The 22,641-nt window shown below is 64.6% G+C and carries 18 protein-coding genes and 2 pseudogenes; 12 read left to right on the top strand and 8 right to left on the bottom strand.

Features of this window, described 5'->3' with window-relative positions; genetic code table 11:
• Positions 1–208 precede the first annotated feature (208 nt).
• Positions 209–871, bottom strand: coding sequence for a GntR family transcriptional regulator (locus OHA42_RS30380; protein ID WP_406231188.1), 663 nt, complete (start codon positions 869–871; stop codon positions 209–211).
• Between the two features lie 80 nt (positions 872–951).
• Positions 952–2,304, bottom strand: coding sequence for a fosfomycin efflux MFS transporter AbaF (gene abaF, locus OHA42_RS30375; protein WP_406231187.1), 1,353 nt, complete (start codon positions 2,302–2,304; stop codon positions 952–954).
• A 262-nt stretch (positions 2,305–2,566) separates the two neighbouring features.
• Here abaF and OHA42_RS30370 point away from each other — a divergent pair, with 262 nt between their 5' ends.
• The 7 genes from OHA42_RS30370 (at position 2,567) to OHA42_RS30340 (ending at position 10,651) form a co-directional block, all read left to right on the top strand.
• Complete coding sequence (locus OHA42_RS30370) at positions 2,567–3,478, top strand: dihydrodipicolinate synthase family protein (RefSeq protein ID WP_406231186.1); 912 nt, start codon at positions 2,567–2,569, stop codon at positions 3,476–3,478.
• Positions 3,479–3,508: 30 nt separating this feature from the next.
• Positions 3,509–4,969 carry an aldehyde dehydrogenase family protein gene (locus OHA42_RS30365; protein ID WP_406231185.1) on the top strand — a complete coding sequence of 487 codons (1,461 nt, stop codon included), beginning with the start codon at positions 3,509–3,511 and terminating at the stop codon, positions 4,967–4,969.
• Positions 4,966–6,201: an NAD(P)/FAD-dependent oxidoreductase gene (locus tag OHA42_RS30360; RefSeq protein ID WP_406231184.1), complete on the top strand. Its 1,236-nt coding sequence runs from the start codon at positions 4,966–4,968 to the stop codon at positions 6,199–6,201. Before OHA42_RS30365 ends, OHA42_RS30360 begins: the two co-directional genes overlap by 4 nt.
• 153 nt (positions 6,202–6,354) lie before the next feature.
• A complete protein-coding gene (locus tag OHA42_RS30355; protein ID WP_406231183.1) occupies positions 6,355–6,612 on the top strand; it encodes a (2Fe-2S)-binding protein in 258 nt (85 codons plus the stop codon).
• Between the two features lie 118 nt (positions 6,613–6,730).
• On the top strand, positions 6,731–8,158 hold the full coding sequence (locus OHA42_RS30350) for an FAD-dependent oxidoreductase (protein ID WP_406231182.1): 1,428 nt from the start codon (positions 6,731–6,733) through the stop codon (positions 8,156–8,158).
• The gene (locus OHA42_RS30345; protein WP_406231181.1) at positions 8,158–9,159 is read left to right on the top strand and encodes a proline racemase family protein; all 1,002 of its coding nucleotides are present in this window, start codon (positions 8,158–8,160) and stop codon (positions 9,157–9,159) included. Before OHA42_RS30350 ends, OHA42_RS30345 begins: the two co-directional genes overlap by 1 nt.
• Positions 9,160–9,262: 103 nt before the next feature.
• Positions 9,263–10,651 carry an amino acid permease gene (locus tag OHA42_RS30340; RefSeq protein WP_406231180.1) on the top strand — a complete coding sequence of 463 codons (1,389 nt, stop codon included), beginning with the start codon at positions 9,263–9,265 and terminating at the stop codon, positions 10,649–10,651.
• Positions 10,652–11,119: 468 nt separating this feature from the next.
• Here OHA42_RS30340 and OHA42_RS30335 read toward each other — a convergent pair whose 3' ends face one another.
• Positions 11,120–11,446 carry a winged helix-turn-helix domain-containing protein gene (locus OHA42_RS30335; RefSeq protein ID WP_406231179.1) on the bottom strand — a complete coding sequence of 109 codons (327 nt, stop codon included), beginning with the start codon at positions 11,444–11,446 and terminating at the stop codon, positions 11,120–11,122.
• A 184-nt stretch (positions 11,447–11,630) separates the two neighbouring features.
• Positions 11,631–12,218 carry a hypothetical protein gene (locus OHA42_RS30330; RefSeq protein ID WP_406231178.1) on the bottom strand — a complete coding sequence of 196 codons (588 nt, stop codon included), beginning with the start codon at positions 12,216–12,218 and terminating at the stop codon, positions 11,631–11,633.
• Between the two features lie 238 nt (positions 12,219–12,456).
• On the opposite strand from OHA42_RS30330, the gene OHA42_RS30325 reads away from it, so the two are divergent.
• The gene (locus tag OHA42_RS30325) at positions 12,457–12,738 is read left to right on the top strand and encodes a hypothetical protein (protein WP_406231177.1); all 282 of its coding nucleotides are present in this window, start codon (positions 12,457–12,459) and stop codon (positions 12,736–12,738) included.
• Between the two features lies 1 nt (position 12,739).
• Here OHA42_RS30325 and OHA42_RS30320 read toward each other — a convergent pair.
• From OHA42_RS30320 to OHA42_RS30310, 3 genes and pseudogenes are all read right to left on the bottom strand, one after another.
• Positions 12,740–12,959: pseudogene (locus OHA42_RS30320) on the bottom strand (type II toxin-antitoxin system RelE/ParE family toxin); the annotation flags it as partial.
• 288 nt (positions 12,960–13,247) lie between these two features.
• Positions 13,248–13,418, bottom strand: coding sequence for a hypothetical protein (locus tag OHA42_RS30315; protein ID WP_406231176.1), 171 nt, complete (start codon positions 13,416–13,418; stop codon positions 13,248–13,250).
• 24 nt (positions 13,419–13,442) lie between these two features.
• A pseudogene (locus OHA42_RS30310) lies at positions 13,443–13,741 on the bottom strand (transposase); the annotation flags it as partial.
• Between the two features lie 110 nt (positions 13,742–13,851).
• Here OHA42_RS30310 and OHA42_RS30305 point away from each other — a divergent pair.
• Positions 13,852–14,595 carry a hypothetical protein gene (locus tag OHA42_RS30305; RefSeq protein ID WP_406231175.1) on the top strand — a complete coding sequence of 248 codons (744 nt, stop codon included), beginning with the start codon at positions 13,852–13,854 and terminating at the stop codon, positions 14,593–14,595.
• 329 nt (positions 14,596–14,924) lie between these two features.
• Here the strand turns inward: OHA42_RS30305 and OHA42_RS30300 are convergent, their stop codons facing one another.
• Positions 14,925–16,517 (bottom strand): ADP-ribosyltransferase domain-containing protein, encoded by a 1,593-nt coding sequence (locus OHA42_RS30300; protein WP_406231174.1) that lies wholly within the window; start codon positions 16,515–16,517, stop codon positions 14,925–14,927.
• Positions 16,518–16,619: 102 nt separating this feature from the next.
• Here OHA42_RS30300 and OHA42_RS30295 point away from each other — a divergent pair, with 102 nt between their 5' ends.
• From OHA42_RS30295 to OHA42_RS30285, 3 genes are all read left to right on the top strand, one after another.
• Positions 16,620–17,297: a macro domain-containing protein gene (locus tag OHA42_RS30295; RefSeq protein ID WP_406231173.1), complete on the top strand. Its 678-nt coding sequence runs from the start codon at positions 16,620–16,622 to the stop codon at positions 17,295–17,297.
• Between the two features lie 496 nt (positions 17,298–17,793).
• Positions 17,794–20,025, top strand: coding sequence for a SulP family inorganic anion transporter (locus tag OHA42_RS30290; RefSeq protein ID WP_406231172.1), 2,232 nt, complete (start codon positions 17,794–17,796; stop codon positions 20,023–20,025).
• 270 nt (positions 20,026–20,295) lie between these two features.
• The gene (locus OHA42_RS30285; RefSeq protein WP_406231171.1) at positions 20,296–22,542 is read left to right on the top strand and encodes a SulP family inorganic anion transporter; all 2,247 of its coding nucleotides are present in this window, start codon (positions 20,296–20,298) and stop codon (positions 22,540–22,542) included.
• Positions 22,543–22,641: the final 99 nt, after the last annotated feature.

Here is a 22,641-nt window from a genome sequence, read left to right as displayed (position 1 = left end):
GGGATGCGACGTAGTCCGGCGCGCTTTCTGAGCCGCTGGAACGTATCCGAGTAGTACTCCGGCCGGCACAGAGCGCCCGCGACGGCGTTGCCGGCGTTTGCGTCAACCAAGTGCACAACGCTGTAACCGGCCACGGCACCTGACCGTCCGTGGTGGCCCGGCGATCGGTCTGGTGGTCGGCCTACCTGATCTCTCAGGTCAGTACCCGCTAGTCTTCGGGCTTGGCCCAGCGACCACGGGCCTGCCTGATGTGGTCGCGCATGAAGCTTTCTACAGCATCCTGATCTCGGGATTCGATGAGGTCGACGATCGTGAAGTGCTCGCGGGCCACGTCGACGAGTTCGCCCTTCTTGGCGAGAGAAGCGAGGCCGAATAGGCGGGTGTGGTCGCGCAGGTCCGAGACGAGGGTGGTCAGGCGTGGATTGTCTGCGTAGTCGAGCAACGTCAGGTGGAAGATCTGGTCGGCCGCGGTGTATTCGACCAGATCCCCCTTTTCGGCACCTTCGACGATCTTGGCGGCGAGTTCGCGCAATCGGGGGAGGTCCTCCGCCGGAATCAGCGGCGTGACGTCGCCAACGATGGGAGGTTCGAGTAGCAGCCGGATCTGAGTGATGTCGTCGAGATCCTTCTCGGCGACTTCGGTGACGCGGAATCCCTTGTTGGGCACGATCGAGATGAGGTTCTCGCGCGCCAGATCGAGCATTGCTTCGCGGACGGGGGTGGCGGATACCCCGAATCGTGCTCCGAGGGTCGGCGCCGAATACACCACGCCCGGCTCCATCTCGCCGGCGATGATGGCCGCGCGGAGTGCCCGCGAAACCTTATCGCGCAGGCTGACCTTCTCCATCTGGGTGAACTGGTCGGTACTCACGTCATCGTTCCCCTGCCCATGGTCAGCTGATTCGATCGGTCGAAGGGATTCTATGCCATGTCACGTTGCATAGAACATCCTCACCGCTCGGCGGCCTCCGCGTCGACAGCTCGCAGCGACTTACCGGAGGTCTCTTTCGCGAGGCCGACCGCGATCACCGAGATCACCGCCGCCGCAACCAGATACAGCGAGATCGGGACCGAACTGTGGAATCCGTTGAGCAGGCTGATGGCGATCAGCGGGGCCAGCGAGCCCGCCAGAATCGGCGCGATCTGATAGCAGAACGACAGCGCCGTATAGCGGACGTGGGTCGGGAACATTTCGGTCATCAACGCGGAATATGGTGCGTAGGTGAGCGATTCGATGGCCAGCCCCAGCGTGATGGCGGTGATGATGGCCGCGTAGTTGCCGGTATCCATCATGGGGAAGGCCACGAATCCCCATCCGGCAGTGAGTACCGCGCCGGTGAGATACACCGGCCTGCGGCCGATCAGATCTGAGAGCAGACCCGCGGCCGGGATCATGAAGAAGTGCAGTAAGTGTGCCGCGAGCATCAGTGCCAGGATCGGAGCGGTATCCACCTGCACCACGAGCTTGAGATACGTGATCGAGAAGGTCACCACGATGTAGTAGAGGATGTTCTCGGCGAATCGGGCGCCGATGCCGATCAGCACCTCACGCCAATGGAAGCGGAGCACCTCGACGATGCCGAGCGAGCGGCGCTGATCCGCCTCGATCATGGCCTGCGCCTCGACGAAGATCGGTGCGTCGTCGACGCTGGAGCGCACCCAATAGCCGACGATCACGACAATGGCGGACAGCCAGAAGCCGATGCGCCAACCCCAGGACAGGAACTGCTCGTCGGTCAGATTCGCCGACAGGACCAGCATCACGACGGTTGCGAGCACGTTGCCCAGCGGTACCCCCGCCTGTGGCCAACTGGCCCAGAATCCGCGCCGGTGATCCGGGCTGTGCTCGCTGACGAGCAGTACCGCACCACCCCATTCCCCGCCGAACGCGAAACCTTGGATCAAACGCAGCGTCACCAGCAGGATCGGCGCCCAGTATCCAATGGTGTGGAAGGTGGGCAGGCAACCCATGAGGAATGTGGTGATACCGACGGCGACCAGGCTGAGCTGGAGCAATGCCTTGCGTCCGACGCGGTCGCCGAAGTGGCCGAACAGCAGTCCGCCGAAGGGGCGGGCGAGGAAGCCGACGGCGTACAGCGCGAACGCGGCGATGATGCCGTCGACGGCATTGCCGCTGGAACGGAAGAACACCTCGCCGAAGACTAGTGCCGAAGCCGTGCCGTACAGAAAGAACTCGTACCACTCGGCGACGGCGCCTGCCATGGCCGCGGCCACGATACGGCGTAGTCCGGTGGGGGCATCGGCCCGTAGCTGAGTAGTCGCGGTGTCGTCGACAGCGGTCATGGTGTTCACCTTCGTCGGAGATCGAATGGCGGGTCGGGTGAACCGAGCACGCCGGAGTCAGCGCTGCCGAGATGTTGATACCGGGCGCGAAAAACTTATGCACTGTGATGTGTGACATTGCACCATAGAGAAGTGATGCCACTCACGCAAGTGGTTGCGTGAGTGGCGCCACACCGCTAGCGTCAGTGCAATGTCACACGGCACTGAAGTGGCACTGGCGGCCGGGCGCTCTACCCGGACTCTCGATTCGATGGAGGCTCTCATGTCCGAAACGACCGCGACGGCAGCGAATAAGCCCTGGCATGGGGTGTTGGTCGCGACGACCTTGCCGTTCACCGAGGACCTCTCGGTCGATTACGACACCTATGGCGAACATGTGGCGTGGTTGGCGGCCAACGGTTGCCACGGCGTGAGTCCGAACGGATCGCTCGGCGAATATCAGACCCTCGGTGACGAGGAGCGCGCCAAGGTAGTGACCACGGCCATCGCCGCGGCCCCCGCAGGATTTACGGTGATGCCGGGTATCGCGGCCTATGGGGCGCTACAGGCGCGCAGGTGGGCGGAGCAGGCCGCCGAGGCCGGGGCGCATGCGGTAATGCTGTTGCCGCCCAACACCTATCGCGGCGGTCGGGATTCGATCCTCGATCACTATCGCACCGTGGCGCAGGTGGGCCTGCCGATCGTGGCGTACAACAACCCGATCGATACGCGCATCGACCTGACCCCGGACATCCTGGCCGACCTGCATGCCGAGGGCCTCATCGTCGGTGTCAAGGAGTTCACCGGCGATGTGCGCCGCTTCTACGAAATCAAGGAACTCGCCCCCGAACTGGACGTGCTCATCGGCTCCGACGATGTGGTGCTCGAGCTCGGTATCGCCGGCGCGGTCGGCTGGGTGGCCGGGTATCCGAATGCGATTCCGCAGGCGACGATGGAGCTGTACAACGCGTCGGTGAACCGGGACTTGGACAAGGCACTGCCGCTGTATCGCGAGCTGCACAAGTTGCTGCGCTGGGACTCGAAGACCGAATTCGTTCACGCGATCAAGCTGTCGATGGATCTGGCCGGACGTCGTGGCGGTGCGTGCCGCCCGCCACGGGTTCCGCTGGCGCCCGAGCTGGTTGCGAAGATCACCGCCGACACCCGTGATGTGCTTGCCAAGGGCTACCGGTAATCCCACGTGACTACGGGAGGTGAGAGCGCGATGACCTACATGGTCGAATCCGTCGCCGACACGACGGCGGACGAGGTCGATGCGATCGTCGAAGCTGCGGCGGCGGCAGCGGGGCCGTGGGCAGGGATGGCACTGTCCGACCGGGCCAGGGTGCTCGGTGGTATCGCGGACCGGCTCGACGCACATGCTGCCGAGTTGATCCCACTGGCCATGCTCGAGACACATCTGGCGCAACCGCGACTCGCGGGTGAGCTGAAGCGCACAAGCTTCCAACTGCGTCTGTTCGCGCAGTCGGTGCTCGACGGCGGATTCCTCGATGTACGCATCGACGGTGCGGATGCGGAGTGGCCGATGGGTGCGCCGCGACCGGATCTGCGCCGGATGAATGTTCCGCTCGGCCCGGTTCTCAACTTCTCGGCGAGCAACTTCCCGTTCGCGTTCTCCGTTGCCGGTGGTGACACCGCATCCGCGTTGGCTGCCGGATGCCCGATCATCGTCAAGGCCAATCCTGGGCACCCGGCCCTGTCCCGTGCGGTCGGCCGGCTCCTCGACGAAGTGATCGCCGAATGTGGTGCTCCCCATGGGACATTCGGTCTGATATTCGGCCGCGACGCCGGGGTGCGTGCGCTCCTGCATCCCGCAGTCGCTGCCGCGGCCTTCACCGGTTCCACCGCGGGCGGACGCGCGCTGTACGACTTGGCTGGTGGGCGGTCGGTGCCGATTCCGTTCTACGGGGAATTGGGATCGATCAATCCGGTGTTCGTTACGGCCGAGGCGGCGCGGGCGCGGGCGGCGGAGATCGCCGAGGGGCTGCTGATGGCAGTGAGTTCGAGTGCTGGGCAACTCTGCACCAAGCCCGGGCTGGTAGCGGTGCCCGAGGGGTCGCCGGTGCTGGCCGAGCTGATCCGTACCGCGCCGGTGCCGACGGGGGAGATGCTCAACGATCAGATCGAGGATGGCTTCACCAGGGCTGTCGAACAGGTGCGTGCACATCCGGATGTGCGGGTGCTGACCGGTGGCGGACCCCGGGAGGCATTGCTGCTCGCCACGACTGCGCGGGCGGTGCTGACCGATCGTGACCGGCTGATGCACGAGATGTTCGGTCCGGCAACACTGTTGGTGAGCTATCGAGATACCGCGGAGCTGCTGGAGCTGGCCCGGTCGGTCCATGGCGAGTTGACCGTGTCGATATTCGGCGAGCACGCCGACGACACCACCCGCGCGCTTCTCATCGCCGGGGCGGGTGCGGCCGGGCGAGTGCTCTGGAACTCCTGGCCGACGGGGCTTTCGGTGACCTACGCTCAACAGCACGGCGGACCATACCCGGCTACCACCGCACCGGCCACGACTTCAGTGGGTACCGCGGCCATTACGCGATTCCTGCGTCCAGTGGTGTTCCAGTCGGTACCCGATCAGCTGCTGCCGCCGCCATTGCGCACCGAGAATCCGCTCGGTGTACCTCGCTCGGTGAACGGGGCACTCGCGCAATGACTCTCGACTCGTCCCGTGCGGCGGCTCTGGCTGGGACCGACGTGCTGATTATCGGCGGCGGCATGATCGGATGTGCGCTTGCGGACCGGCTCGCGCTGGCTGGTGCGTCGGTGCGGGTCTGCGAGGCAGGCGGTGTTGCTTCCGGAACCACCGCACACGGCGAGGGTAACGTCCTCGTTTCGGATAAGGGTCCGGGGCCCGAATTGGAACTCGCGCAGTTCTCGCGCGGGCTGTGGCCCGGCATCCTCGAGCGCATCGCCGAGCGATTGCCCGAGGAAGTAGTCGCCGTCGAATGGGAACCCAAGGGCGGCATAGTAGTTGCCACCACGGCCGCCGGTGCCGCCGCACTGGACGAGTTCGCCCGTGGCCAACGCGCGGCCGGGGTGCATTGCGAAGATCTGGACGCGGACCGGCTGGCCGAGGCCGAACCAGCATTGACCCGGGATGTGACCGCGGGCGTCTATTACCCTGACGACGCCCAGGTCCAGCCCGTCGGCGCGGCGGGGGCCCTGATCGGGTCCGCCGTCGCGGCCGGTGCACAGGTCGAGACCCGTTGCGCTGTTACCGGGCCCATCGTCCGCGACGGTCGGCTGATCGGCGTGCAGACCACCAAGGGGTCACGCTACGCCGATGTCGTGATCAACGCGGCCGGGCCGTGGTCGGGCCGGGTGTCCGACCGCCTCGGCGCACCGATCGCGGTCAAACCACGGCGGGGTGATGTCCTGATCACCGCACCCATGCCGCCCACCGTTTTCCACAAGGTCTACGACGCGGATTATGTCGGCGCAGTCGGTAGCTCGGATACCGGACTGCAAGCCTCCGCCGTGGTCGAGTCCACCCGCGGCGGCCCACTCCTACTCGGCTCGTCACGCCGTCAATGTGGCTTCGACGACCGACTGCGGCCGGACAGCCTGGCCGCGATCGCCCGCAGGGCGCTACACCTGTTCCCGGTATTCGCCGACGTCGCAATCATGCGCGCCTACGGCGGTTTCCGCCCTTACGTCGATGACCACCTCCCGGTGATCGGCCCCGACCCACGCCTACCCGGCCTCTGGCACGCGACCGGTCACGAGGGAGCCGGCATCGGTCTATCGGTCGGCACCGCGCAATTGCTCACCTCCGCCCTCATCGGCCGCCCGGACCGAGTCGACATCGCACCCTTCGCTGTCGACCGCCCAGCCGTCATCGTCTCCCATCCAGGCGAACCGACCAGGGAGAAGGTGTCCTGTTGAGCCCCAACCCGATTCGACCGCGGGTCGACCTGGTCGGCCGCCGATTGCGCACGGCCGCGGTGTCCCGTATCGCCCTGAAGATGGAGCACGTAATCCTATGAGCCCCAGCATGATTCCCCGGATGCCGACTCGATCGGCCGTGCGGATCGACCATTGGCGGTCGTCGTAGACGGTGCCGAAGTGCAGGGCGTATACGGCCAGACGCTCGCCTCCGTCCTATTGGCCGACGACCGCTCGCACTGGCGGACCGCGCCGAATGGCGGGCGTCGCGGCGTGTTCTGTGGGATCGGCATCTGCTTCGACTGCATCGCCACCGTCAACGGGGTCCCCGACATCCGACTGTGCCGTCGACCTGCACGTGATGGCGACACGGTGATCACTCGGACCCGCGTGATCGAGGGGGAGCGATGAGCGGTTATGCGCTGGCTGTCGGGGGCGGCCCTCTGTGTATCGACGCGGTGGGATCCGTGCGTGATGGCGACATGATTGCCACTCGGGTCCGGGTGACCGGGCTGGTGGAGGGGGAGCGATGAGTAGGCACGTCGTGGTGATCGGTGGTGGTCCGGCCGGTACGGCTGCGGCGGAAGCTGCGCTGCGCCATGGGGCGACGGTGACGTTGATCGATTCGAACGAGGCGCTCGGTGGGCAGTACAACCGGCGTATTCCGGCTGCCTATGGGGTTCGTCGACCGCTTGCCATCGGGCACGGTTATGACGCGTCCGAGCGGCGTGCGCGTTGGTTGATGGCGCATTCGCGCTGTGAATATTTGCCGTGGGCGGCGGTATATCAGATCGAGCGGCACATCGACGGTGGCTGTCCCGCTGTGCGACTGCTGGTCGGCGTCGAAGGTGATCAGCGAACGCATCGGGTCGTTCAAGGTGATGCGCTGGTGCTCGCTACCGGCGCTTATGACCGGGTGTGTCCGTTTCCCGGCTGGGATCTGCCTGGGGTTTATACCGCCGGTGCCGCACAGACTCTCGCGAAGACGCAGCGAGTTCTGGTCGGGCAGTCCGTACTGCTGTCGGGCACCGGTCCGTTCCTGCTGCCCGTCGCGCAGTCCCTTGCTGAGGGCGGCACTGATGTTCGTGCGGTGTTGGAGGCCAATCCGGGCCGCCGGATCGTTCGGCATTGGGTTGCCAGGCCATGGGAGCTGCGGCACAGCTTCGGGAAGGCTGCTGAGCTGGTGGAGTACATCAGTTCCGGTGTGCGACACCGAATTCCGTTGCACACCTCGAGTGCAGTTGTCGCGGTGGCGGGTGACGGTCGGGTGGAGGAGGCCACAGTTGCTCACCTCGACGAGAATTGGACGCCGATACCCGGCAGTCACATCACGGTGTCCGTGGATGCGGTTGCGGTGTCGCATGGCTTCACCCCGCAGCACGAACTCGCGGTCGCCGCTGGAGCGCGGCTTTCTGCCGACGGCTTCGCCTGCGTAGACGGTTCGCAGCGGACTACCGCCGAATCTGTCTGGGCAGCAGGCGAAATCACCGGTATCGGTGGGGCGCAGGTCGCTGAGATCGAAGGAGCCGTCGCGGGGCTTGCCGCAGCAGGCGTGGATCCCGACTCGGACCGCGCGCTTCGTGCCAGGCACCGTACGGCCGAGCAATTCGTCGCACGGCTCGCAGCCGCGCATCCCATCCGCCCCGGTGTACTGACGTGGTCACACCCCGACACCGTTATCTGTCGATGCGAGGCCACCACCTGCGGTGAACTGATGGCCGCTTGGGACCGTGCCGCGGGTGACGGCTACCGTCCCGCCAAGCTCGCCACCCGCGCCGGACTCGGACCGTGCCAGGGCCGGATATGCGCGGCCAACATCGAGGCACTGCGGGCGCGGGAATGCCCGGACACGGTCTCCGCCCCTGGCCTTGCGGCAGCCACCCCCGCCTGGCGTCCACTGGCCGCACCCATCCGCCTGCGCGAACTTGCCGATCTCGATAGTGAAGGACAGGCCTGATGCGCAGCAGCAAGATCATCGCCGCGATCGATACCCACACCGAGGGCATGCCCACCCGCGTGGTCACGGGCGGGGTCGGCACGATTCCGGGTGACACGATGGCACAGCGCCGGATGTATTTCATCGAGCATTTCGATGGGTTGCGCAAGCTGCTGGTGAACGAGCCGCGTGGACATGCGTCGATGAGTGGGGCGATCCTGCAACCGGCCACCACCGAGGACGGGCACTACGGCGTACTGTTCATCGAAGTCAGTGGCCTGCTGCCGATGTGCGGGCACGGCACTATTGGTGTCGCGACCGCATTGGTCGAGGCGGGCATGGTCCCGGTCACCGAACCAGTGACCGAGATTCGGCTGGATACCCCGGCCGGGCGCGTGTTGGCTACGGTGGCTGTCACTGCGGGGCACGCGGATTCGGTCACCATCCGCAATGTGCCCTCGTATTGCGACAGCCTGGACAACGAGGTCGACGTGCCTGGTCTCGGCACCGTCCGCTACGACATGGCCTATGGCGGAAACTTCTACGCCATCATCGATCTCGCCGAGCTCCGGCTGCCGTTCGACCGTGCGCACAAGGACCGGATTCTCGACGCCGGACTCCGAATCATGCAGGCCATCAACGAGTTCCGTCGTCCGGTACACCTCGAGGACGAGCGAATCTCCGGCTGCAAGCATGTGCTGTTCCTCGACCCGGCTTCCGAGCCCGCGCACACCCGAAACGCGATGGCCATCCACCCCGGCTGGTTCGACCGTTCGCCCTGTGGGACCGGCACCTCCGCACTGCTTGCTCGCCAGCATGCCCGCAGGTTGCTCTCCGGTGATCACGTGCTGCACAACGATTCGTTCATCGGCACTTCCTTCTCTGCGCGCGCGGTCGAAACCACCACGGTCGGTGGCCGTCCTGCGATCGTGCCCGCGATCACCGGCCGCGCCTGGCTGACCGGTACTGCGAACTATCTGCTCGACCCGTCGGATCCGTTCCCCGAGGGGTTCGTCTTTTAGTGCAAGCGATTTCGTGCACACCCATCGACCACCACCCTGTTTTACCGATCACCACTGAAAGGCCACGACAATGTCTGTCGTAACCAGGAGCCCCCGTCCCCCGATGACCAGAAGCGGGGTGATGCGGCGAATGCCCGTGACCGTCGCCGACACCGGCGATTTCAAGAAAAGCATGGGTCTATGGCAATTGGTGGCGCTGAGCCTAGGTGGGCTGGTGGGTGCAGGCGTGTTCTCGCTCGCGGGCGTCGTGGCCAATGAGGTGTCGGGTCCGGCGGTACTGGTTTCGTTCGCTATCGCCATCGTCGCCTCCGGTGCGGCGGGCCTGTGCTACGCCGAATTCGCGGGCATGGTCCCGAAAGCCGGATCGGCCTATACCTATTCCTATGTCGCGCTCGGCGAGATCATCGGCTTCATGATCGGGTGGGATCTGCTGCTCGAATACACTGCCATCGTCTCCGTCGTCGCGATCGCGGTATCCGGGTATCTGAACTACATCACCCACTACATCGGATTCGACCTGCCCACCTGGGCACTCGGTGCGCCGGGCACGGGCGACGGGCACCGGGTCGATCTGTTCGCGGTGCTGCTCTGCCTGCTGCTCGCCTTTCTCCTTTCGCGTGGCACCCGCGAATCCGCACGCGTGCAAACCGGACTCGTCGCACTGAAGATGGTGATCGTCGCGGTGGTCATCGTCGCGGGAGCCTTCCATATCAAGGCGGGCAACTACACGCCGTTCTTCCCATTCGGCGTCGGCAGCGCGGTTTCCGGTGCGGCGCTGGCCTTTTTCGCGGTGTACGGCTATGACGCGATGAGCGCGGCCGCCGAGGAATCCAAAGATGGCAAGAAGTTGATGCCGAAGGCGATTCTCATCAGCCTTGGCATCGCCTCGGTTGTCTACCTGCTGATCTGCCTCGTTATCGTCGGCATGGTCAACTACACCGAAATCAATGTGTCCTCGCCGTTTTCCAGCGCGTTCGACACGGTGGGCATGGGCATCCTCGGCCTTGTCATCGCGATCGGCGCCGTCGTCGGCGTCACCACTTCGGCCTTCGCGAATATGCTTGCCGTCACTCGCGTCGGCTTCGCGATGAGCCGTGACGGTCTGCTGCCGTCCTACTTCGGGAAGAGCAGCGAGCGCCGCAAGGTGCCCACCCGGGTGATCTGGCCGGTCGGTATCGTTTCTGCACTGATCGCGGGCCTGCTGCCCATCCGCGAAGCCGCGGAACTCACCAATGTCGGAATCCTGATGGCGTTCATCGTCGTCGCGGTGGGCGTGATCCGGCTTCGCAAGACCCGCCCGGACGCCGACCGGGCCTTCCGCACCCCGTGGGTGCCGGTGGTGCCGCTGATCGGCATCGGTTTTTCGATCTGGCTGATCAGCCACCTCGACATGATCACCTGGCTACGCTTCGTGATCTGGCTGCTGCTCGGCCTTGCGCTGTACTGGGGCTTCGGTTATCGGAACTCGAAACTGAATGAGCTGGCGAGCTGAATCGATTCCTCCCGACCACCCGCAGGTCATCGACCTGCGGGTGGTCGATCGTTCAGCTCGACAGGATCGGCTGTCGGTCGAGCGAGTTCTGGTCCCCGGCGCGATGCGGCGATCGTGCGGTGCAGCGCCGCCAGGCAACCAGGTCGATGCCGGGGTTCCACTCAGCAACCACACTCTGGGCTCGGATCGCTACCCGCCCAGCCTTTTCCACTATCGCCATAGCGGCAGTGTGACCAAGCAACCACAAGCCTGACCACAGAATTTCCGACGACAGGACGCTCCCCAGGCCACCCGAACACCATCATCAACAGGCAATCACCAGCGTCCGCACATGGCGATTACAGAACCCTCCATTGCACGGAGCCGCCTGGGACGTCCCTGATCCGGGTTACCAGGGCTCGTACGAAGGGTTCTACAGGCCCACGGTCACGGCCGAAGGCAACGAGGGCATTCCCAGTGAATGCGACATCAGCAGCATTCCTCGGTGGCAGAGTCCGGGCAGCATGCCGGGTCGACGGCCAGTACCAGCCCGGTCAGATCCTCCAGCGCCCGCCCGATTCGTGCATCGGCCAGCTCATAACGCGAACGCCGCCCTTCCGGCACTGCCACCACCAGACCGCAACCGCGCAGGCACGCAAGGTGATTGGACAGAATCTGACGCGAGACACCGATCTGATCGGCCAGATCCGACGGATACGCCGGTGCCCGGCGCACCGTTACGTTGCCTGGAGCCGAACGGGCACTCGAACATCCGGAGAATGCACCACACCCGGAAACGGTTGAATGCGACCTCACCAGTCCGGCACCCCATAAGCCGGGTGCAGTTCGATGGCTGCAATTGGGGTCTTTGCCATCTCTCGTATCTCGGCGACCCCGCCGATCAGGATTGATTCTCCATTAGCTCCGTAAACCAGTTGTTCACCCGCGCGACCCGGCGCCCCAGACCGCTGGGCGAACGAACACCACCGGCCGCGTTCGATCATCCGAACGTCTGACGCCACCAGTCGGTGACCGTGCCCGACAGGACTTGTTGGAAGAAGGCTTCTACCTTATTCGCCCACTCGGCGGGGCTCTCGACCAGCGACTGGAGGAATTCGAGATCCTTGGCCCACACGTCGTCGCTGAGGAATTGTGCGACGGTGGTAAATGTGTTGGCGATTATCTGCATCCAGTTGGGGTGCTCGCTGCCGAGGCTTGTGAGCTGCCCCTTCAACGTGCTCATCAGCTGGTTGAACTGGTCGGCATTGTCGTCTTCCACCTTGTCGATCAACTTGTTGAAATCCTTCTGCGACATTTGGCCGTCCACGTAGCGCTGCACGGCCGTGCCGACGGTGTCGCTGTTCTTGCTGAGCTGGGCCAGGGTCGCGGTCTTGGCGCCTTCGAAAACGTCCCCGACCCCTGGGGGGATTTCTGAGAATCTGATCTGGTGGTCAAGGATGTGGGCGGGAAGAGGGTACGCCGCGGCTCCGTCCTTGCCCGCGCGGATGTCCTTCAGTTGGGTCATGGTGTGCTCGGCGATGGCGTCGAGCAGGGAGGCGAGCTCCTTGTTCTGCATGTCGGAGGCCATAGAGGGAAGCTATAGCTCCACTGAGTCTGGCTGCGTCAGACTCGCCGACACCAGGTACCGTTCGGTCTCTTGGTTCTCGGCGGTCAGTCCGGGAATCGAATGGTTCGTGGTTCACTTATCGGCGGTCAGAAATCGCCTCTGTGTTCGAGTGTTTTCGACTCGAAATCGGGGCCGACTGTCACGACTGCCCCCTAGCGGCAAGGTGAGATGTCGGAGCAGCCGCCTACTGTCGGGCAGCATGACGACGGAATCGGTTGGGCGCTTGTACCTCACTCGGCAAGCCCTCGGAGCGCTGCCGCCAATACTTCGAGGCATCACCCTCGATGTGGTCGAGGGGATCCCGGTCGCGGATCTCACAAGAATCAGCGACACCGGCTGGCTCCGAGCCGACGCCATCCCGGACGATGACGACGGCAGCAACCACAACAACTGGGTCGAACTACGCCTGCCACCCACCGCGGTTGCGGCATGGCTCCCCAAGAAATCTGAGCCCTCGCAACGGCGCAAGCGCTTCCGATAGGTCAGAGGTGCAGGTCGACATCCATGCGCTGATGCAGAACGCGCACAACATCGACAACACCGTCGGCGGTTACCCGGTAGAACAGCGTGTGCGATCCGGCGGCGAGTTCGAGGTAGCCAGGGCGGATCTCGTCGCAGGCCCGCCGATGCGCGGTTCGCGGCGACGCGCTCGATGGTGTGTTGGAGTTCGCGCAGGTATTCCTCGGCCAGGTCGGCGTCCCACCCTCTACGGGCACCGCATCAGCGCTGGACAATAGGTAGGCAGGAGTGCCTGACCCAGTTCTGACCAATCGGCCGCCGTCGCTCGGCGCGGATCAGGCGGTGTCGGCTGCTGAGCCAGAACCCATCCATCGGGCCACACGGGCATGCCCGCGTGGCCCGATCGGGGTGGATCTCTGGCGTGTCCTGGCGTCGTCACACCACCTTCGTCGAACGGACGGTGATGTGTACTGCCCGCCAACGAGTCAGTCGGAATCAGGCCTGCGCGTTCGTTGGGTCGTCGGCGTCTGCTCAGACGTCCTTGATGGAGACGACGGCGGTGACGCGCTTGCCCAGCGGGATCGGTGCATGCTCGTCGGCTAGGCGGTAGATGCCGTGGGGTAGTTCCGACTGCGCGGCGACGACGTACCCTCCGCTGCCGCGGCTGTCGATGCGCCAGCCCAACCGTCGGGTCCATCTCACTAAAGGTGTTTCCGGCGGCTTCCATCAGTGGTTTCGAGCGTCAGGCCAACGGTCAGCGAAGGTGATCGCGATCGCGTTGACCGCGGGCTTCCAGCGCTTGGTCCATCGGATCCGACCCGACCCGACCAGGTCGGGTCGAGCGAACGAGTGACCAGATAGAGACATTTCAACGCGGCCTGCTCGGCCGGAAATGCCCTCGGACCTTGATCGCACGCCGGTAGATGGCGGTGAACGACTCGATCGGTTCGTCGAGCAGATGACCGGATCTCGATGTCATAGTCCAGGGACGAGATGAACTGCTCCCACGCGTTCTCCCAAAGCCGCTAGACGCGATCGAACGAGAAGATGATGCCCAGGCGAGAGAACTGGCAGAATTACATACAGAATCACGCATCCGCCGCCTCGTCGCCCTACGTTTGGAGCTCCGTGATCGATGAAGGAGACCGATAACTCTCCGGCCCCGGTGACCGTCGAGTCGCTCGCTTCTGCCGTCGCAAGACTGGCCGACGACATCTACCTGTCGCTAGCAACCATCGGGACCGCTATGGCGACCCTGTGGGATGGGCTCACCGAGAAGCTGGGGTCCGCTCCTCGGTCGACCGATCTAGCACCGCTGCGCGAGACCATTGTCGGAGAGCTCGAGCGGCGTGGGAATCTGTTCGACGGCGCAGGCGTTGTGCTGGCCGACGGCCTTCTCGTGGATCAGCCCCGGCATCTGGAATGGTGGCTTCTGGACGTGCAACGCGGACCGCGACGCCTGATGCTCGAATTGAATCCGCAGAGTGAATACTTCTACGACTACACCGGAATGGACTGGTTCGTGATCCCGCGCGACCAGGGTAAGCGGTGGGTGGACGGGCCGCACCGCGATTACGCGTGCACCAATCGGTGCGTGTGTACGTTCGCGATACCGGTCACGACCACATCGGGAGCCTTCCTCGGAATCGCTGGTGCCGATGTGTCGGCTGCCTCGATCGAGGAGGTCCTGCTTCCGCGTTTCCAGGTATTCGGTCAGCGGCTAGTGCTGGTCAACAGCGAAGGCTGCGTCATTATGGGGACCGATTCCGAATTCAGGACCGGGTCCAAGACGAGCCGGAGGGACCGATCTGCCGCGGCAGTGCCGATCGAGGCGATGCCCTGGTTGTTGCAGCCGCTGGGATCCATGCCGTCCCACTGACGCGCAGCACACTACTGTGGCAAGCCGGGTCAGGCCTCCACCGGGATATCCATGGTCCTCCCTCGGTTTTCGCGTGCAATATACATGCAATAACTCAGCCCATTTCTGCATACTGCTGCTGTCGTCTGCAACTCAGACACGCGTCAAATAGCCTGGTATAGGCCATTTTAGAGCAGGTTGGAGCACAGTCCGGAATGATTCTGTCGCTGTTCGAAACCAGCTGGGACCACCAAAAGAGGCTTATTCTCACCAGCGTCCGCTCGCTGGTGAGAATAGGCCCCTTTCGGCTTCTTTTGAGGATCATCCAGCCACTCGATGCAGCTCAACGCTCAGGACACGAGGGGTTGCTCCTCTGATTCGGTCAACTGCACGATGCACAACCCGCCGCGCTCGGCCTTGACGTCCGTTACGTCGAGCTGCGTGCCCGGCAAGAGGATGAATTCCTCTTCGTCGGTGAACGCGGAGAAACTCCGGATGCTCACGGCCCGAGTGGGGTGTACCTCGAAGAGCGTTCGCTTTCCCCGACTACCGAGGAATGCCTGTGCCACGTTGGGCTCGGATGTGCAGGAGGACACTCCCCACCACGTCACGGTCCGACCTAGTGGGTACTGCGCACGCAGGTCGAGCGATACCCCGCGCCACAACGGCTCGCTACGTGTGGGAAGCCGTGACACCGCCGAGAACAGCAGTCGCAGGTACGGGAGGTACGGGGCGAGTTTCGTGCGGTCGGGGGCGCGCAGGACGGCGTTGATCTCCCGATAGAACGCGGACTCGCAGGTGTAAATGTGGAGGGCGGCAATCGCGTTGGCGGAGAGTCTCCCGGCCGTCTGGTCCGCCCGCCTCTTGCCGAACTCGTGCGACAGCGCGGCGTGCCGATCGAGACCGGACAGCAGCTTGGCGATCGGGGCGATGGCGTCGTGGAAGTCCATGAGCGGGGTGTCGAATACGCCGGTGATCGCGGGGAGGACGAGCCCCTCGTCCTTGACGCTAGCGAGCCGTTCGAGGTAAAGCTGGTGCAGCTCCATGGTGGACGCGATGAACGCGCCCATACGTTCGGCAATGTCGTGGTCCGTCCCGCCGGCTTCCGCTGCAAGCTTGTTCCACCCTGTGCTCGGCAACCAGTCGATCTCGTCGGCGCCCAGCGCTGCGAGGGCCGCGTTCACCGTTGCGAAATGGTCACCGTTGCAAAAGATGTCGCCCTGCGCCGCAGGGTTGGCGTGGTCTACGTGCCGGACTTCGACCTGGGGGTACTTCTTCTGGAGTTGCAGGACGACCTTTTTCAGACTGCGCGCGTGGGTCCCCCACCAGGCGAAGACAACACCACGGTCGGCCTCGTCGGCGTTCTGCTTGGCCCGGAGGATCTCTTCGACGATCCGCTCGGCAACGGGACGCCAGAACGCAGTGTGCTGATCGGTTCCCATCGCGCCGTCGCTACTGGCGGTGAGCGCTGCGTTGAGCAGCAGTACACCCTGGGTGAGCATCGCCTGGAACCATTCCGGAGGCTGCACGGCGTCCTGCTCGTGCAAGAGTGCGCGAATGTCGGCAATCGGAGTCTTCTTCGGGATGCCGTACTTCCACATCGCCGCTGCTTTGATGATGCAGCGGATGCTGACGACCCGTCCGAACTGGCTGTTTTTCCAGTTGTGGAAGGTGTTGTCGAACATGGCGATGCCGGTGGCGCTCTCCGGCCGCGGGTATGGGTTCTGGCCGAAGACGACGACCTTCCACTTGTGCGGTGGATTGGGCTTGAGCGCCTGGAAGGTCAGTTCCCGGACGGGGACGATGCGCGGGCTACGGCCCGGGCCCATGAATGTTGCCGCGTCCGGCCGTGCCTCGATGACCGGCTTCAGCAGTGGCAGCCACGGCTCACCGCCGCCTTTGAACAATTCAGCAAGGGCCAGTGGATCATTCATGCTCACCATCGGCACTATATTTCATGAAATCTCCTCTGACAGAGGACATGTCGGTGGGTCGCGGTAGCGTCGTGAACGGGTGGGAGAACCGCATCTCGATTGGAGTTGACCATGACCATGAACCGTGTGCAGGCGCCGCTGCGGGTGGTGCTGACCGACATCAACCCGCACGTTGTGGAGGCGTGGCGGGCGGCGTTTGCCGACAACCCCGAAATCGAGATCCGCAGGGGCTCAATCCTTGACGAGCATGTCGATGCCTGGGTCACCCCGACCAACTCCCGGGGCCGGATGGACGGAGGGGTCGATGCGGTCATCAAGCGGCACCTCGGGGCGGGGATTCAACTGCGAGTGCAGCGGGCGATCCGTGATCAGTTCGCGGGAAGGCTTCCGGTGGGAAGCGCGGTGTGCGTTCCGTCCGGGGCGACCGACCCGAAGTTCTTGATCTCGACGCCGACAATGGAAACGTCCGTACAGAACGTCCGTGAGACCCTGAATGTGGCCTTGGCGTGTGCCGCCGGGTTCCAGGCGATCCACCGGCAGAACAACGACGCGCCGGGCAGCATCGAATCGGTGGCGCTGGTCGGCATGGGCGCCCAAACCGGCAGTGTGCCTGCACGCGTGTGCGCCAACCTGATGTGGACGGGCTACACGTTGTTCACCGACTACCGGTTCGAAGACTACGACGACCTGCGCAGCACAATCATTGCGCAACTCGACGACATCGAGAATGCGCCCAACGACCAGCGGGTACGCCTCGCGCGGCCCAAACGCCCCGCGACCAATCGCTGATCGACCGGACGGTGCGGTCGACCGGGGTCAGGGACTCCTCGGCCACCGGTGGCCCGGCAACGCCAGCGCCACCGGTGCCGACCTCACCTCGAGCGACTTCGACCTCGGTTGCGACGCCTGGCACACGAGCTGATGCTGTTCGACGAAGCCATCGCCGTTCTGCAGACCCGTTGCAATCCCGCCCGCCTTCACCGGCCATGACGACCTCGACTCGGGCGGCATCATCCATCGACTCGGCTGACGTACCGCCGGCATTCCTGCCAGCGAACCGTAGCTTGTTCAACTGTGATCGAGGTCACAGTTTGATAGCAGTTTGTGCGGCTTGCCTTCAAAAGCTTTCCATACGCTTTGCGAAGTCTTTACTATTTGCCTGACCTTCGCGTCATCGGGTCGCTGCTCCACGAAGCAACAGCTTCGCCCGCCGCTCGCTTTCGATGCCAGTACATGTTCGACCGATGAACCGGATCGGCTCCTGCCGATTCGGCGAAGGAGAATTATGTCCACCGACACCGATCCCGCACCACGGACGTCGCCGCCGCGCGCAGGTATTCCCGAACGTCTCGCCGCCATCGGCCGCCATGACTTGCCCGCTTCGGTCGTGGTTTTCCTTGTCGCACTACCACTTTCGCTGGGTATCGCAGTGGCCTCCGGCGCGCCCGTCGCCGCGGGCCTCATCGCGGCCGTCGTCGGCGGCGTTGTCGCCGGGCTGCTCGGCGGCTCGGCGGTGCAGGTGAGCGGGCCGACCGCGAGTCTCACCGTTATTGTCGCCGAGAGCGTGCATCAATTCGGCTGGGCAGCAACATGTTTCATCACCATGGGCGCGGGTGTGCTGCAGATTCTGTTCGGTGTGAGCCGGGTCGCGCGCGGGGCACTGGCGATCGCGCCGGTGGTGGTGCACGCGATGCTGGCGGGCATCGGCGTGATCATCGCGCTGCAGCAGGTACATGTGCTACTCGGCGGCAACTCGCTGAGTTCGTCGTTTGCCAGCCTCACGGCCCTGCCGCAACAGCTGATGTCGGTGCATCGCGGTGACCTGGCCATCGGTGTGGTTGTCATCGCCATTCTCATCGCATGGAAGTTCGTGCCGCGCCCGGTGCGTGTGGTGCCGGGTCCACTGGTCGCGGTCGTCGTCGCAACGGTTCTGTCGCTGGTGCTGCCGACGCATGTCGAGCGCATCGTGTTGAACGGGTCCATGCTCGATTCGATCGGCTTGCCCGCGATTCCGTCCGGCAGCTGGTCGGCCATCGCGGTGACGATGGTGACGATCGCGCTGATCGCCAGCGTGGAGAGCCTGTTGTCGGCCGTCGCGGTGGACAAGTCGCATCCGGACAAGCCGACGAACTTCGATCGTGAACTCATCGGACAGGGTTCGGCGAACATGGTGTCCGGCCTGCTCGGTGGGTTGCCCGTCGCCGCGGTGATCGTCCGCAGCATCACCAATGCCCATGCGGGGGCGCAGACCAGGGCCGCGACCGTGCTGCACGGTGTCTGGATCCTGTTGTTCGCGGTCGCGCTGGCGGGGCTTGTCCAGCAGATCCCCAAGGCGGCGCTGGCCGGGCTGCTCATCCTGATCGGCGTGCAACTGGTGAAATTGGCACACATCCGGCTGGCCCGCCGCACCGGCGAGCTGTATGTCTATGTGGCGACAGTGCTCGGCGTGGTGTTCCTGAATCTGTTGCAGGGCATGGTGATCGGCCTGCTGCTGTCGTTCGCGCTGTTGTTGTGGCGGGTGGTCCGGGTGACGATCATCGCCGAACCCGTGGCCGGTGCCGGGCGCTGGGTGGTGACGATCGACGGCACCTGCACCTTCCTTGCGCTACCGAAACTCGCCGCCGAACTGGCCAAGGTGCCCGCAGGTGCCGAGGTCACCATCGAGATGACCGTCGACTTCCTCGATCACGCCTCCTATCAACTGATCACCGACTGGGTAGCCAAGCGTGAATCCGACGGCGGGATAGTCGAATTCGTCGAAATCGGGAGCGCGCGGATGGCAAGGGCGGAAGCAGGTCCGCCGGAGCGCGGCCGTTCGAGGCAGGTCATCGACGAGGTGATCGGGCCGTGGCGGCGCACCGGCAACCGGGAGGATCCGATCGCCGCGGGCATCACGGCCTACCACCGTGGTCACGCCCATCTCATGCGCCCGCACCTGGATGGATTGCGTAACCGTCCCGACGCCGATTCCTTCTTTCTGACCTGTGCCGATGCTCGTATCGTGCCCAACGTCATCACCAACAGCGGTCCCGGTGATCTGTTCACCGTCCGGAATGTCGGCAATCTGGTCCCGGCGGGCAGCAGCGATGTTTCGGTGGAGGCTGCGCTGATCTACGCGCTGGAGAAGCTGGACGTGCGCGCTGTGGTGGTGTGCGGGCATTCCGGCTGCGGCGCGATGGAGGCGCTGCACCACGAGGTGCAGACAGGGGCAGGGCTGGGCGATTGGCTCGCGTATGCGCGACCGAGCCTGGACCGGTTTCGTCTCGGGCATCCGGTGGCCGACGCCGCGGCCCTCGCCGGTTTCGGCGAGGTGGATCAGCTCGGCATGGTGAATGTCGCGTTGCAATTGGAGCGGCTGTACGCGCACCCTGCGGTGCGTTATGGGATCGAGGAACGCGGTGTCGCGGTGTCGGGGCTGTTTTTCGACATAGCCACGGCACGCCTCATCGAGGTCACTGTCGACGGGATCGCCGAGTTCGACGATGCGGGTAGCCGTGTCGCCGCGGAACCTGTGTAGCGGTGGCGGTGTCGGCCGACCTTTTCCGGTCGGCCGGGGCAGTTGTGCGGAACGTCACGGTGTGGTTCGAGCATGGAGTCGGGCACCGCGGGGCTACTTCTCAGGCTTTGCTAAGTCTTTACCAATACCCTTGTTGGGATTTACATCTCGACCCGCTGCCGGGTCGGGAACTGCTTCACCGCGAGATGCCGGTTCGCGGTCTTATGCCCTGCTGGACATGTTGATCGTCAACCGACCTCGGCACCTGCCGAGTTCGGCGAAGGAGAGTCAATGGCCGTCGAGAACGATGTAGCCACACCGCTGTCACCGTCCAATGAATCGGGGGATGATTCTGGATCGCGATCCGGCCGCTTGGCGTCTGTCCTACGCCACGACGTGCCTGCGTCGATCGTTGTATTTCTAGTCGCTCTACCGCTGTCGCTAGGCATCGCCCTCGCCTCCGGCGCGCCGGTGGCCGCCGGGCTCATCGCCGCCGTTGTCGGCGGTGTCGTCGCCGGCACGGTCGGCGGTTCCGTGCTCCAGGTGAGTGGCCCTGCTGCCGGTCTCACTGTGGTCGTCGCCGAGTCGATCAGTGAATTCGGTTGGCGCGTCACCTGTTTCATCGTGGTGGCGGCCGGTCTGTTGCAGATCCTGTTCGGGCTCAGTCGCATCGCGCGTGCGGCGCTCGCGGTCGCGCCCGTTGTGGTGCACGCAATGCTTGCCGGCATCGGCATCACCATCGCGCTGCAGCAGATCCATGTGCTGCTCGGCGGTTCCTCCCACAGCTCGGCGTGGAAGAACATCGTGGAGCTGCCCGGTCAGTTGATGAACCTGCACGGTGGCGGTGCCTTCATCGGCGTGGTGGTCATCGCGATCATGCTCGGATGGCGTTATGTTCCTGCTCGGGTGCGTGCCATTCCCGGACCGCTGGTCGCCGTGTTCGCTGGCACCGTCCTTTCCTTGGTATTGCCCACAGGTGCCGAGCGAATTGTGTTGAGCAGCTCACTGTTCGACGCGATCGAGCTGCCGAGCCTGCCGAGCGGCGATTGGTCCGCGGTGGCGATCATGGTGCTGACCATCGCACTCATCGCCAGCGTCGAGAGCTTGCTTTCGGCGGTGGCCGTCGACAAGATGCACACCGGTCAGCGCACCAATTTCGACCGGGAACTCATCGGTCAGGGCTCCGCGAATGTGGCCTCCGGTCTGCTCGGTGGTCTGCCGATCACCGGCGTGATCGTCCGCAGTGCCACCAATGCGCAGGCGGGCGCGCGCAGCCGGGCCTCTGCGGTGCTGCACGGATTCTGGATTCTGCTGTTCTCGGTCGCGTTGGCTGGACTCGTGCAACAGATTCCGAAGGCCGCGCTGGCGGGTCTGCTGATCGTGATCGGCGTCCAACTGGTGAAGCTGGCCCACATCAAGCTCGCCCGGCGCACCGGTGATCTGCTGGTCTACACGGTCACCGTGGTCGCCGTCGTGTTCCTGAACCTGCTGGAAGGCGTGATCATCGGTCTGGCGCTGGCCTTCGGCCTGCTGCTGTGGCGCGTGGTACGAGTGGCCGTCGCCGCTATGCAGGTCCCGGGTTCGCAGCGGTGGCTGGTCACCATCGACGGTTCCTGCACCTTCCTGGCCTTGCCGAAGCTGTCCACGGAGTTGGCGAAGGTGCCCGCCGGTGCCGACGTCACCGTCGAGATGACCGTGGACTTCCTCGATCACGCCGCCTTCGAAGCCATCGAGGAATGGGTGCGCCAGCAGGAAAGCAGCGGCGGCACTGTCGAATTCGTGGAGATCGGTAGTGCGCGCATGGCCGCGGTCACGGCGGGCCCGCCCGCACGCGGCTTCGGTCGGGCGGTCATGGACGAGATTCTCGGTCCATGGCGTAGCGACGACAAGAACATCGATTCGGTCACCTCGGGCGTCGCGGCATACCACCGTAGCCATGCGCATGTGGTGCGCCCGCACCTGGATGACCTGCACGACTCACAGGATCCGCATTCGTTCTTCCTCACCTGCTCGGACTCGCGGATCGTGCCCAACATCATCACCAGCAGCGGTCCCGGCGACATGTTCACCGTCCGCAATGTGGGCAACCTGGTTCCGGTATCCGGTGACGCGTCGGTAGAGGCCGCGTTGATCTTCGCGCTGCAGGAGCTGGATGTGCGCTCTGTCGTGGTCTGCGGCCACTCCTCGTGCGGCGCGATGAAGGCGTTGTATTCCGGAACCGATACCGGTCCCGGGATCGGGCCCTGGCTGGCGCACGCGGACCCGAGCCTCGAACGCTTCCGCTTCGGGCACCCGGTCGCGGCGGCGGCCGAGGCGGCCGGGTTCGGTGCTGTCGACCAGCTCAGCATGGTGAACGTGGCGGTGCAGTTGGAGACTCTGCACCGGCATCCGGCGGTTCAGGCGGCCATCGCCCAGCGCGGCGTAACGGTGTCGGGCCTGTTCTTCGACATCGCCAGCGCGCGCGTCATCGGGATCACCATCGACGGGCTCGTCGAGATCGATGATGCCGGGCAGCGCAGCACACCCGAGCTGGTCTGAGATGTCGAACATCTCGAACCCGCCCCGGCCATGGCCAGGGCGGGTCAACCAGTGCTGGAGCCGAATCGGGTACCGCCGGATGGCTCGTAGGCTGGCGGG

The sequence above is a fragment of the Nocardia sp. NBC_01009 genome, assembly GCF_045208035.1.
Classification (GTDB): Bacteria; Actinomycetota; Actinomycetes; order Mycobacteriales; family Mycobacteriaceae; genus Nocardia.
The sequence above is the reverse complement of the archived record's forward strand: the minus strand, read 5'-3'. Positions and strand labels throughout refer to the sequence as shown.